This is a genomic window from Caldimonas sp. (assembly GCF_046289365.1).
GTDB lineage: Bacteria > Pseudomonadota > Gammaproteobacteria > Burkholderiales > Burkholderiaceae_C > Caldimonas.
The window spans coordinates 1-12717 of the sequence record NZ_JBKBVU010000088.1 but is presented as its reverse complement, the minus strand read 5'-3'; the positions used below and the strand labels follow the sequence as shown (position 1 = coordinate 12717).

Below are 12717 nucleotides of genomic sequence, written 5' to 3'. Positions count from 1 at the left end.
GGTCTCGGTGGCCGAAGTGGCCGCATCGATCGGTCCTGGCCTGGCCAAGGCCGCGCTGGCCGGGCGTGTCGGGCGCGGTGAGCAGGCCCGACTGGTCGACACCAGTTTCGTGATCGACGGTCAGGACGTGCCCCTGTCCATCGTCACCGACAAGGATGCCGACGGCCTGGACATCCTGCGCCACTCCACGGCACATCTGCTGGCCTATGCCGTGAAGGAGCTGTTCCCTGACGCCCAGGTGACCATCGGGCCGACGATCGAGAACGGCTTCTATTACGACTTCGCCTACAAGCGCCCCTTCACGCCGGAAGACCTGGCCGCCATTGAGCAGAAGATGGCCGAGCTGGCCAGGAAGAATGAGCCGGTGGAGCGCAAGGTCGTGCCGCGCGACGAGGCGGTGGCCTATTTCAAAAGCCTGGGCGAGCACTACAAGGCCGAGATCATCGCGAGCATCCCGGCCGGCGAGGAAGTGTCGCTCTACAGCGAAGGCCGTTTCACCGACCTGTGCCGCGGCCCGCACGTGCCCAGTACGGGCAAGCTCAAGCACTTCAAGCTGATGAAGGTGGCGGGCGCCTACTGGCGGGGCGACCACCGCAACGAGCAGTTGCAGCGCATCTACGGCACGGCCTGGGCCACGAAGGAAGAACTCGAGCAGTACCTGCGCATGCTCGAGGAGGCTGAGAAGCGCGACCACCGCCGACTCGGTCGTGAACTCGACCTGTTCCACCTGGACGACCATGCACCAGGCCTGGTGTTCTGGCATCCCAAGGGCTGGGCCTTGTGGCAGCAGGTGGAGCAGTACATGCGTGCCGTGTACCGCGACAACGGCTACCAGGAGGTCAAGGGCCCGCAGATCCTGGACAGGACGCTGTGGGAGAAGACCGGCCACTGGGACAAGTACCGGGACAACATGTTCACGACCGAAAGCGAAAAGCGCGACTACGCGCTCAAGCCCATGAACTGCCCGGGCCACCTGCTGATCTTCAAGCAGGGCATCAAGAGCTACCGCGACCTGCCGCTGCGCTATGGCGAGTTCGGCCAGTGCCACCGCAACGAGCCCACAGGCGGTCTGCACGGCATCATGCGGGTGCGCGGCTTCACGCAGGATGACGGCCACATCTTCTGCACCGAGGACCAGATCCTCGACGAATGCGTGGCCTACACGGCCCTGCTGCAAAAGGTCTACAAAGACTTCGGCTTCGAGCAGATCATCTACAAGGTGGCCACACGGCCCGAGGCTCGCATCGGCTCGGACGAGTCCTGGGACAAAGCCGAGCATGCCCTGATGGAAAGCCTGCGCAGGGCCGGCTGCGAGTTCGAGATTGCTCCGGGCGACGGGGCGTTCTACGGGCCGAAGATCGAATACACGCTCAAGGACGCCCTGGGGCGCCAGTGGCAGTGCGGCACGATACAGGTGGATTTCTCGATGCCCCAGCGCCTGGAGGCCGAGTATGTGGCCGAGGACGGCTCGCGTCGCACACCCGTGATGCTGCACCGGGCCATCGTGGGCAGCCTGGAGCGCTTCATTGGCATCCTGATCGAGCAGCATGCCGGGGCACTGCCGGTGTGGCTGGCGCCGGTGCAGGTGGTGGTGGCCAACATCACCGACGCCCAAGCCGACTATGTCCGGGAAGTGGCCAAAACGCTGCAAAAACAAGGACTTAGGATCGCGACCGATTTGCGTAACGAAAAGATCACGTATAAAATCCGCGAGCATTCCTTGCAGAAGGTTCCGTACATCCTTGTCGTGGGTGACAAGGAAAAGGCGTCCGGAGCCGTCGCGGTGCGCGCCCGAGGCAACCAGGATCTCGGTGTGATGGCCCTCGATACCTTCATTCAGAAGATCGCGAGCGACATTGCCCAGAAGCTGTGACGCGGGGTGGGGCTCCACCCCCGTGGCCGCAGGGTGCGTGTGTGATTGTTATTGGGGTCTGGCCCCTGGGGATTTGAACCATCGCTACTTTTCTTGACCGTCGCATCCCGAACGCGGAGCGCAAGCATCGCCTGAACCGTGAGATCACCGCGCCCGAGGTGCGGCTCAACGGGCCTGACAACGAGCCGCTGGGCATCGTGAGCCTCGCTGAGGCTTTGCGCATGGCCGCTGAGGCTGATGTCGATCTGGTCGAGATCGCGGCCACGGCGAACCCTCCGGTGTGCCGCCTGATGGATTACGGCAAGTTCAAGTACCAGGAGCAGAAAAAGGCGCACGAGGCGAAGCAGAAGCAGCACGTCATCGATATCAAAGAGGTGAAGTTTCGCCCCGGCACCGACGAGGGCGACTACCAGATCAAGCTGCGCAATCTGCGTCGTTTCCTCGAAGATGGCGATAAGGGCAAGGTGACGCTGCGGTTCCGCGGACGCGAGATCACGCACCAGGAGATCGGCATGCGGCTGCTCGAGCGCGTGCGCGATGACCTGGCCGATGTGAGCGTGGTCGAGAACATGCCCAAACTGGAAGGGCGCCAGATGATCATGATCCTGGCGCCGAAGAAGAAAAAGTGATCACCCTCGGGTGATCGGCAGCCCGGCGGTGGTGGGTCGCCACGCCGGGGCAAGTGGCCCGGGGCCGACAAGCCCGCGAAAGGTTCGCGGCGCCTTGCGGGCACAACGAAGAAGGAGCAGTCATGCCCAAGATGAAGACCAAGAAGAGCGCGGCCAAACGGTTCCGCGTTCGCCCGGGTGGCACCGTCAAGCGCGGTCAGGCGTTCAAGCGCCACATCCTCACCAAGAAGTCGACCACTCGCAAGCGCCAACTGCGCGGCGCGGTCAACGTGCACGACACCAACATGGGTCACATCGCTCAGATGATGCCCTTTGCTGGTCTGTAAACGCTCGGGTTGAAGGAGAAAGCACATGCCTCGCGTCAAACGTGGTGTCACCGCGCGCGCTCGTCACAAGAAGGTCCTGGCCCTGGCCAAGGGCTTCCGGGGGCGTCGCAAGAACGTCTTCCGCATCGCCAAACAGGCGGTGATGAAGGCCGGGCAGTATGCCTACCGTGACCGTCGCGCCAAGAAGCGCGAATTCCGCCAGCTCTGGATCGCCCGCATCAACGCGGCGGTGCGTGAGCGCGGTCTGACTTACAGCAAGTTCATGAACGGCATCAAGAAGGCGGCGATCGAAATCGACCGCAAGGTGCTGGCCGATCTGGCCGTGCACGATCCGGCGGCTTTTGGCAGCATCGTCGACAAGGTGAAGGCTCAACTCGCTGCTTGATTGCCGTGATGGGTCCGCAAGGGTGCGGGCCCGACATTGCAGCTCCCCGGCCTGGAGGCCGGGCAGCCGGAAAGGCCGACACCGGGTTCGGCCTTTTTTTATTGCCGCAGGGCTTGCCTGGCGAGCCCGGCACCGGAACCTGACGCCATCCACGCATGAACGAGCTCGAACAACTGGTCCACAGCGCCCGTGCGGACTTCGACGCCGCCCCGACCCCGGCCGACCTGGAGAACGCCAAGGCCCGCTACCTGGGCAAGTCCGGCCGTCTGACGGAGCTGCTCAGGGGCTTGGCCGCACTGCCGCCCGAGGAGAAGAAGACGCGCGGAGCGGCCATCAATGAGGTCAAGCAGCGGGTCGAGGCCCTGCTCAACGCCCGCCGGCAGACCCTGGCCGATGCTGAGCTGGAACGCCAGTTGCGCACCGAGGCTCTGGACGTGAGCCTGCCGGGGCGCCGCCGTGGTCCGGCTGGCCTGCATCCCGTGACCCGGGCCATGGAGCGCATCGAGGCGATCTTCGGTTCGATGGGATTCGACGTGGCCGACGGGCCGGAGATCGAGTCGGACTGGTTCAATTTCACGGCGCTGAACACGCCGCAGGACCATCCGGCCCGTTCGATGCACGACACCTTCTACGTGGAGGGCGGCCACTTGCTGCGTACCCACACGAGCCCGATGCAGATCCGGCATGCGGTGCAGCATGTCAAGCGCCACCAGGCGCTGCTCGATGCGGGCCGTCCGATCCCGGACATTCGCGTGATCGCTCCGGGGCGGACCTACCGGGTCGACAGCGATGCGACCCATTCGCCAATGTTCCATCAGGTCGAGGGCCTGTGGGTGGGCGAGAACGTGAGCTTCAAGGACCTGAAGTCGGTCTACGTCAACTTCCTGCAGGAGTTCTTCGAGACCACGGACATGCGCATCCGCTTCCGGCCCAGCTACTTCCCATTCACCGAGCCGAGCGCCGAGATCGACATGATGTTCGGCAGCGGGCCCTTGGAGGGCCGTTGGCTGGAGGTGTCCGGCTCGGGCCAGGTGCATCCGCAGGTGATCCGCAACATGGGCCTGGACCCTGAGCGCTACATCGGCTTTGCCTTCGGCTCGGGCATCGACCGCCTGGCCATGCTGCGCTACGGCGTGAACGACCTGCGCCTGTTTTTCGACGGCGACCTGCGTTTCTTGTCGCAGTTCCGCTGACCCGTCCATCGTTCGACTCTGTCTGCAAGGAAGACGACGTGCAATTTCCCGAGTCCTGGTTGCGCGAGTTCTGCAACCCGCCGCTGAGCACCGAGGCCCTGGCCGAACTGCTGACGATGGCCGGCCTGGAGGTGGAGGATCTGCGCCCCGTGGCCCCGCCGTTCTCCTCGGTGGTGGTGGCCCGGGTGCTGGAGGTGGAGCGCCATCCCAATGCCGATCGGCTGAACGTCTGCCGCGTCGATGCCGGCACGGGGCAGATGCTACAGATCGTGTGTGGTGCGCCGAACGTGCGCGCGGGGCTGAAGGTGCCCTGTGCCCTCGTGGGCGCCGAGCTGCCGCCGCCGCACGACGGTGGCGAGCCCTTGCGCATCAAGCTCGGCAAGTTGCGCGGCGTGGAGAGCCAGGGCATGCTGTGCTCGGCACGCGAGCTCAAGCTCTCCGACGATCACGAAGGGTTGCTGGTGCTGGACGAGGATGCGCCGGTGGGGCGCAACCTGCGGGACGTCCTCGCGCTGGATGACACGCTGTTCACGCTCAAGCTCACGCCGAACCTGGCGCATTGCCTGAGCGTCTACGGCATCGCGCGCGAGGTGTCGGCGCTGACGGGCGCGCCGTTGAAGCAACCGGTCTTCCCGCCCGTGAAAGTGAGCCACTCGGACAGGCTGCCGGTACACATCGAGGCACCGGACCTGTGCGGTCGCTTTTCGGGCCGCATCATCCGCAACGTGAACCCGCGTGCGGCCACGCCGGCCTGGATGGTCGAGCGCTTGGCGCGTTGCGGCCAGCGTTCGGTCAACGCCTTGGTGGACATCTCTAACTACGTGATGTTCGAGTACGGCCGGCCCTCGCACATCTTCGATCTCGACAAGATCCACGGCGGACTGACGGTGCGCTGGGGTCGCCCGGGCGAGCGACTGGAACTGCTCAATGGCGACACCATCGAGGTGGACGCCCAAGTCGGCGTGATCGCGGATGAGCTGGCGGTCGAATCGCTGGCCGGCATCATGGGGGGCGAGCGCACGTCCACCTCCGACCAGACGCGCAACATCTATGTCGAGGCGGCTTTCTGGTGGCCCAAGGCCGTCGCGGGCCGTTCGCGCCGCTACAACTTCTCGACCGATGCCGGGCATCGCTTCGAGCGTGGCGTGGATCCGGCACTGACGGTGGAGCACATCGAGCGCATCTCGCAGCTCGTGCTGGACATCTGCGGTGGTGAGGCTGGCCCGATGGACGACCATGTGCTGCGTCTGCCCGAGCGGGCCCCCGTGACGCTGCGTGTGGAGCGGGCCTGCAAGGTGATTGGCATGCCGGTCACACAGGAGGACTGTGCCGGCGTGTTCGAGCGCCTCGGACTGCAGGTCACACAGGAACCGGGGCGCCTCACTGTGCAGCCCCCCAGTTGGCGCTTCGACCTGCAGATCGAGGAAGACCTCATCGAGGAGGTGATTCGCGTGTTGGGCTACGACCGGCTGCCCGACACGCCGCCCCTGGCCCCCACGGTGGCGAAGGTGCGTTCGGAGGCCCGCCGCAGCCTGCATGCGGTGCGCCACGCCCTGGCCGCGCTGGACTACCAGGAGACGCTGAATTTCAGCTTCGTCGAACCGCAGTGGGAACGCGACTTTGCCGGCAATGAGCATCCCATCGAATTGCTCAACCCCATCGCTGCGCCCTTGAGCGTGATGCGCTCCAGCCTGATCGGCAGCCTGGTGCAGGTGCTGCGTTTCAATCTGGCGCGCAAGGCGCCGAGGGTGCGCGTGTTCGAGGCCGGAAAGGTGTTCCTGCGTGATGCTTCGGTGGCCGAATCGGACACCACGGTGGCCGGTCTGCGTCAGCCGCTGTTCGTCAGTGGCCTGGCCTACGGCCCGGTGGACGAGCTGCAGTGGGGGCACGAGGAGCGCGTGGTCGATTTCTTCGACGTCAAGGGCGATGTGGAGACCCTGCTGGCGCCTCGCCAGGCCCGCTTCGAACCCGCGGAGCACCCGGCCCTGCATCCGGGGCGCTGTGCGCGTGTGCTGGTCGATGGCCGGTGCGTCGGCCATGTGGGGGAGTTGCATCCGCGCTGGCGCCAGCGCTATGAGCTGCCACTCGCGCCGGTGGTCTTCGAGCTGGAGGCCGAGGTCTTGTTGCAGCGCGCGCTGCCGGCTTACCGGCCGATTGCGCGTCATCAGCCGGTGCTGCGCGACATCGCGGTCATCGTGCGCGAAGGGGTGACGCACGATGCATTGATGCAGGCCGTGGCCGAGGCACCGGCCGACGGGCTGGTGCGCCAGGCCGTGCTGTTCGATGTTTACCGGCCCAAGAACCCCACGCCGGAGATCGGGGAGGGAGAGCGCAGCCTGGCCCTGCGGTTGGAACTGTTGGACGAGCGCGGCGGCCTGACGGACGAGCGCATCGATGCCGCCGTGCGGGCGGTGGTCGACACCCTGGCGCAGCGCCTGGGCGCGAGGCTGCGGGCCTGAGCCCAGGCCGCTTGGTGCCGGGCAGGCCCAGGTCCGGGCCGCCCCCCACGCAACGTTGGAAGGATGGAGGATGTGATGGACCGAGTGATCCTGCCGGTGATCGAGACGCCGACCTTGACCAAGGCCGAACTGGCCGACCTGCTGTTCGAACGCCTGGGGCTGAACAAGCGCGAGTCCAAGGACATGGTGGAGGCCTTCTTCGAGATCATCCATGCCAGCCTGAGCCGTGGCGAGGATGTGAAGCTCTCGGGTTTTGGCAACTTCCAGATCCGGCGCAAGGCGCCGCGGCCCGGACGCAACCCGCGCACTGGCGAGTCCATCCCGATCAAGGCGCGCAATGTGGTCACATTCCACGCCAGTCACAAGCTCAAGGGCCTCGTGCAAGGCGAGCCCCCATCAGGAGAGGACTTCGAGTAAAGTCTGAGCTTTCCCCTGCGATCTCATTGATTTTCAATGGAGAAGGCGCTCCCAGCCATTCCTGCCAAACGCTACTTCACCATTGGTGAGGTCAGCGAGCTGTGTGGCGTCAAACCCTATGTGCTGCGTTACTGGGAGCAGGAGTTCACGCAGCTCAAGCCGATGAAGCGGCGCGGCAACCGGCGCTATTACCAGCACCACGAGGTGCTGCTCATTCGCCGCATCCGCGAACTGCTCTACGAACACGGCTTCACGATCAGCGGGGCGCGCAACCGGCTCGCAGAGATGGGACTGCCTGGCCGCGCCCCGGCGGCCACCACTGTGCCCGAGGGGTTGGACAGCCGTGCCGGGCCGCCACCGGCAGCAGCATCAGCGATGGACGCGGTGATGCCAGACGCGTCAGCCCAGGCTACGGTGTCGCCGGCGTCCGCCCCACAGCCGACCCTCGGTGCCGGCTCGCCCTACAGCTTGCAGCAGCTGCGCGAGGAGTTGCGATCGATTCGTGCGCTTCTGGCACAAGAGTGAATTTTCTGTCTATAATACAAGGCTTCGTCGGGGTGTAGCGCAGCCTGGTAGCGCACTTGCATGGGGTGCAAGGGGTCGCGAGTTCGAATCCCGCCACCCCGACCATTGAACGCAACGGCCCGGTGTCCACAAGGCACCGGGCTTTTTGCTTTGGGCGTGCGGCTGGCCTCGCGGCTTGGCTAAAGTCGTCGTCCATGAAGGAAGGAAACGACGACCGCCCGCGCGCGCAGTGCGGCCGGGTCCGCTGAGTATGTTCGCGGCGCTGGCGGCCCATCCCTGGGCTTATCCCATGCTCGAAGTGGTGCACATCGTGGGCATCGCCTTGCTGCTGGGCAATCTGTTGGCTCTGGAAGTGCGGGTGTGGGGGGGTGCTCGTGCCTTGCCGGTACCGGCTCTGGCGCGGTTGAGCCTTGGCCTGGCGCTGAGCGGGTTCGCGCTGGCGGCCGGCTCCGGCCTGCTGATGTTCGGCACTCAGGCGTCGGAACTCCTGGGCAACCGGGCCTTCCTAGTCAAGATGCTGCTGCTGGTGCTGGCCGGCCTGAATGCCGCCTGGTTCCACACCCGGCGTTCGCTCGAACGGCTGGACGCGGCGGCCAAGGTGTCAATGGGGGTGTCGACGCTGATCTGGCTGCTGGTGGTGGCCTGTGGACGCTGGATCGCCTACTGGTGACGAAAGGAGCGAGCGCATGAAACGACGAGATGTCCTGGGCGCAGGAGCCATGCTGGCCGGGGGTCTGTGGGGGCGTACCGTGCAGGCGCACCACGGCTGGAGCAGCTTCGATCAGGACCGGCCGCTGTATCTGGCAGGCCGGATGGTGGAGGTGCGCTGGCGCAATCCGCATGCCGAATTGGTGCTGGAGCGGCCCGAGGGCTTGACCGTGCCGCAGGATCTGGCACGGCGCGAACTGCCGCGCCAGAGTGCTGCGGTCGACGGCGCCGGCCTGCTGGCCCGGGCCGTGGTGCCAACGCGGCGCGACACGCGCTGGGAGATCGAACTGGCCCCGCTGTTCCGTCTGAATCAGTGGCAGTTGACGCCACCTGCCGTGGGGGGCTTTGTGGAGGTGGTGGGGTTTGGCTTCAAGGGCGAGCAGGGCCCGCCGCTCGTGCGGGCGGAATACCTCTTCCTGGACGGCAAGGTGTATGGTTTGCGCTCATCGCCGGTGTGAGATGGAAGGGGCGACGGCCCGGTTTCGGGCGGCCGAGCGCGCCAAGCCTCAGCGGTTCGTCTCGCGGTGGATCAGCCACTGCGAGCTGTCTTCTTGACGCCAGGTCAGCACCTTGTGCATCTTGTCGCTGTAGTCCAGCGAGGTGTAGGTCTGCTCGAAGGCGGTTTCGATGGTGTCGGGCGTCAGGGCGCGGGTGCGTACCGGTCCGAGCACGAGTCCGATGGGCCCGGGTTTGGTCACGCGCTGGCGGCGCTGGGCGACCCATTGGTCGTAGCTCATCGTCGTGGGCTGGAAGCGCGGTGAGTAAAAGCCCATGTAGCGTGGCAGATCCTTCGCGCGCCAGGCCGCCGCCCAGCCATCGAGCTGGCGCAGCACGTTGGAGATTTTGTCGCCCTCGGGCTGCGGTGCGGTGCTTGACGGGGCGGCCGCTGGCGGGGCCGGTGCGGCCACGGGGGGCTGCGGGACCGGGGCGGCGCTGCTGCTCATCAGTTTGCGGGCACGCTCGTCGAGTTCCGAGCGAGGGGTGACTTCGACGGCAGGGGTGACGATGGGGCAGCGCTGTGCCCCGTCGTCTGCGGCACTCCAGCCGGCATCGGGTGCGGCCTCGTCCAGCGGCCGGCTCAGGCCCAGCGCGGGCAGGAGTTCGCCCATCGCGGCACGGGTGCGCAGCCGCGCCACGTCGAGATCGTGGCGAGCGTTGGCGTAGGCCCGCCGCGCGGTGTAAAGCTCGTTCTCGGCATTGAGCAGATCCAGCAGGCTGCGCTGGCCGATGTCGAACTGGCGCCGATAGGCATCGCGGGCTTTCTCGATGGCGATCTGGTTGGCATCGAGGTACTGGAGCTGCTCGACGAGCTTGCGGGTGTCGTTGTGGGCGATGCTGGCCGTTTGCCAGACCCCGCGGCACACGGCGTCGCGCTGGTCGGCCGCCTGGTCCATCAGGCGTGCGGCCTGTTGCACCCGGGCGTGGTCCGCACCGCCGTTGTAGAGGTTCCAGTTCAGGACGATCTCGCCGATGGTGTCGCGCTTCTGGCCGGCCAGGCCTTCGTAGTTGTGGCCGGCACCGGTGCGCACCCGGGCCTCGACACGGGGTTGGTAGGCGGCCTCGCGCACCGAGGCTTGGGCGCGGGCGGCACGCAGGCTCTCGACGGCGGCGGAGATGGCGGCGCTGCGACCGAGCGCCGCCGTCAGCACGTCCTGAGCGCTGTCGGGCAGGGGGATCTGGTCGAGCGTGACGGCCGGCCCCGCCTGTCGGGGCGGCGCACCGACGATGCGCAGGTAGCGTGCAGTGACATCGTGCAGGTTGGCCACCTCGGTGTTGAGGTTGGACTCGGCCAGGGCCAGGCGGGCGGCGGCTTGTTCGAGATCCACGCCGCGGCTCACACCGGCCTTGAAGCGGGACTGGATCTGGTCGAAAAAGGCCTTGTGCTGGACGTAGTTGTCCTCGGCCAGGCGGACCAGCTCGCGGTAGCGGGCCACGTCGTAGTAGGCGCGCAGGGCCTCCAGGGCGATCTGCTCGGTGGTGTCGACCAGTTCGAAGTAGCGCACCAGCCGGCTGTGGTCGGCGCGGCGTCGGTCGTGGTGACCGGCCAGGCCATCCCAGAGCACCTGGGTGAGCGACAGACTGACACCGGTGCGGTCGAGCGTGTCGGTGGCCGGGGTGCGGTTGTCGAAACGGTCCCGCTCACGGCCGGCATTGGCGTTCAGGTCAAGCCGCGGGCGATAAGCGGCGCGGGCGGCATCGCTCTCATGGCCTGCGGCACGGTAGGCGTTCAGGCGTGCGGCGACCTCGGGGTTGCTCTGCACGGCCTGGCGCGCCACGTCCTGCAGCGGGGCGGGCAGCGGGCCAGGGGATTGGGCCTGGACCCCGGTACAAGCCAGGAGCCAGGCCATGGCGAAACGAAGCGGTGTGCGTGTCATGGGACTTCGACAGTGGAGGGCCGGGGCAGTCTATCGATCATGAAAATGATGCACCCCCCTTGCTTGAGGGGGGTTCGTGGAATCCGTCACGAAAATTTTCGACCGGCGTGTGGTCTCTCGGCCACCGGGGGGCGGGCCTGGCCAGTCCCGGGGAAATAGAGGGGCTGCTGAGGGGCTCCTCCCCGGCTGGGCGGGGCCGGAACACGATAGGCTTGCGGCTCCATGTCTGCCAGTGTTCTCAAGTCCTGCACCCCTGGACGGCACGCCCGAGGAGGGTGGGCCGCATGGCGGAGCATGGCCGGTCTGCTGGCTGCCGGTCTGATGGCCTGGGCTTTGTCGGCACCCGATGCGCAGCGTCTGCAACGCTCGGCCAGGGCGCTGGGACCTCAGGCCGAGCAAGGGGCCGCAGCCTTGCTGTCGATGATGGGTCTGCTGGATCTGCGCGATACCGATCAGGCGCTGGGAGAGGTCAACCGCTTCTTCAATCGTCGTGTGAGCTTCCGGGATGACCGCGAGGTCTGGGCGGCAGGGGATCACTGGGCCAGCCCGCTCGAAACCCTGGCCAAGGGGGCGGGCGACTGCGAAGACTTCGCGATCGCCAAGTACTTCACGCTGCTGGCCGCCGGTGTCCCTGCCGAGCGCATGCGACTGGTGTATGTGCGAGCACGCATCGGGGGGGCCTCGGGAGTAAGTCAGGCGCACATGGTCCTGGCCTACTATGCGCAACCTCAGGCCGAGCCGCTGATCCTGGACAACCTGATCGACGAGATCCGGCCGGCCTCGCGCCGCCCGGATCTCACGCCGGTGTTCAGTTTCAACACCGAAGGCCTGTGGCAGGGGGTGGGACCGGTGTCGGCCGGCGATCCTGTGGCTCGCCTGTCGCGCTGGCGCGAGGTGCTGCTCAAGGCCGCCCAGGAGGGTTTTCTGCCATGAAGGATGCAACGGGGGGAGGACGCGCATGTCGCTGATCCGACAGGTGTGGCTGGTGGTGGTGGCCACCGTGGTGCTGGCGTTTGCCGGCAGTTTCGCCGTGACGATCGTTTCGGCACGCCACTACGTGCAGACGCAGTTGAGCGTAAAAAACAGCGACAACGCTGCAGCGCTGGCCTTGTCGTTGTCACAGCAGGGCGGGGACTGGGAGCTGATGGAGTTGCTGGTGGCCGCACAGTTCGACACGGGGCACTACCAGGAGGTGAGCCTGCGCGGGGTGGATGGGCGGGTGGTGGAGCGGCACATGCGCGAGGTGGCGGTGCAGGCGCCGTCATGGTTCGTGCGGATGGTGCCCCTGGACTCCGAACCGGGGACGGCCCAGGTGTCGGACGGATGGCGCGCGATCGGCACGGTGCGTGTGGTCAGCCATGCGGCTTATGCCTACCGCGATTTGTGGCGTGCGACGGTGCAGGCCGGGGTGTGGCTGGCGGTGGTGGGGGTGCTGGCCGGCCTGGCCGGGCACGTGATGGTGGGGGGCATCCGGCGTCCGCTGGGTTCGACGGTGCGGCAGGCCCAGGCCCTGGTCGATGGCCGGTATCTGACCGTGGAAGAACCCAGGGTGCCCGAATTGCGGCGCCTGACGCGGGCGATGAACGCGATGGTCCAACGGGTACGGCAGGCGTTCGAGGAGCAGGCCCGGCAGGTGGACGCCTTGCGGCGCCAGGCCAGCTGTGATGCGCTGACGGGGCTGTGGCAGCGCCAGCATTTCCTCACGGCCTTCGAGCTCGCCCTGGAGCGTGACGACGCTGCGCCCCAGGGGGCGCTGGTGCTGGTGCGGCTGCTCGATCTGGCCGGGCTCAACGCCCGCCTGGGACGGCGGGAGACCGATCGGCTGAT

Annotated in this window: 13 protein-coding genes and 1 tRNA gene; 13 read left to right on the top strand and 1 reads right to left on the bottom strand. The window is 66.7% G+C overall.

From position 1 onward, the window contains the following. The 11 genes from thrS to ACK42S_RS10260 form a co-directional block, all read left to right on the top strand. The coding region (gene thrS / locus ACK42S_RS10310; protein WP_409706640.1) for a threonine--tRNA ligase at positions 1 to 1873 on the top strand (1873 nt) is incomplete at its 5' end. Between the two features lie 80 nt (positions 1874 to 1953). Beyond that, a complete protein-coding gene (gene infC, locus ACK42S_RS10305) occupies positions 1954 to 2502 on the top strand; it encodes a translation initiation factor IF-3 (RefSeq protein ID WP_409706643.1) in 549 nt (182 codons plus the stop codon). Positions 2503 to 2624: 122 nt separating this feature from the next. Further along, complete coding sequence (gene rpmI, locus ACK42S_RS10300) at positions 2625 to 2828, top strand: 50S ribosomal protein L35 (protein WP_047195226.1); 204 nt, start codon at positions 2625 to 2627, stop codon at positions 2826 to 2828. Positions 2829 to 2853: 25 nt separating this feature from the next. Continuing rightward, positions 2854 to 3213: a 50S ribosomal protein L20 gene (gene rplT, locus ACK42S_RS10295; RefSeq protein ID WP_409660318.1), complete on the top strand. Its 360-nt coding sequence runs from the start codon at positions 2854 to 2856 to the stop codon at positions 3211 to 3213. A 155-nt stretch (positions 3214 to 3368) separates the two neighbouring features. Continuing rightward, positions 3369 to 4406: a phenylalanine--tRNA ligase subunit alpha gene (gene pheS / locus ACK42S_RS10290; protein ID WP_409706637.1), complete on the top strand. Its 1038-nt coding sequence runs from the start codon at positions 3369 to 3371 to the stop codon at positions 4404 to 4406. Positions 4407 to 4444: 38 nt separating this feature from the next. Then, on the top strand, positions 4445 to 6865 hold the full coding sequence (pheT, locus tag ACK42S_RS10285) for a phenylalanine--tRNA ligase subunit beta (RefSeq protein WP_409706634.1): 2421 nt from the start codon (positions 4445 to 4447) through the stop codon (positions 6863 to 6865). A gap of 75 nt (positions 6866 to 6940) precedes the next feature. Then, positions 6941 to 7282, top strand: coding sequence for an integration host factor subunit alpha (locus tag ACK42S_RS10280; protein WP_409706631.1), 342 nt, complete (start codon positions 6941 to 6943; stop codon positions 7280 to 7282). A gap of 36 nt (positions 7283 to 7318) precedes the next feature. Then, positions 7319 to 7807 carry a MerR family transcriptional regulator gene (locus ACK42S_RS10275; RefSeq protein ID WP_409706628.1) on the top strand — a complete coding sequence of 163 codons (489 nt, stop codon included), beginning with the start codon at positions 7319 to 7321 and terminating at the stop codon, positions 7805 to 7807. 28 nt (positions 7808 to 7835) lie between these two features. Beyond that, positions 7836 to 7912, top strand: a tRNA-Pro gene (locus ACK42S_RS10270). 145 nt (positions 7913 to 8057) lie between these two features. After that, positions 8058 to 8477: a hypothetical protein gene (locus ACK42S_RS10265; RefSeq protein WP_409706626.1), complete on the top strand. Its 420-nt coding sequence runs from the start codon at positions 8058 to 8060 to the stop codon at positions 8475 to 8477. 16 nt (positions 8478 to 8493) lie between these two features. Next, positions 8494 to 8973, top strand: coding sequence for a DUF6152 family protein (locus ACK42S_RS10260; protein ID WP_409706623.1), 480 nt, complete (start codon positions 8494 to 8496; stop codon positions 8971 to 8973). 48 nt (positions 8974 to 9021) lie between these two features. Here the strand turns inward: ACK42S_RS10260 and ACK42S_RS10255 are convergent, their stop codons facing one another. Continuing rightward, positions 9022 to 10890: a TolC family outer membrane protein gene (locus ACK42S_RS10255; protein WP_409706620.1), complete on the bottom strand. Its 1869-nt coding sequence runs from the start codon at positions 10888 to 10890 to the stop codon at positions 9022 to 9024. A gap of 294 nt (positions 10891 to 11184) precedes the next feature. Between ACK42S_RS10255 and ACK42S_RS10250 the strand changes: the two genes are divergently transcribed. Next, on the top strand, positions 11185 to 11823 hold the full coding sequence (locus ACK42S_RS10250; protein WP_409706617.1) for a transglutaminase-like cysteine peptidase: 639 nt from the start codon (positions 11185 to 11187) through the stop codon (positions 11821 to 11823). A gap of 25 nt (positions 11824 to 11848) precedes the next feature. Next, a partial coding sequence (locus ACK42S_RS10245) for a LapD/MoxY N-terminal periplasmic domain-containing protein (protein WP_409706614.1) occupies positions 11849 to 12717 on the top strand: 869 nt, incomplete at its 3' end.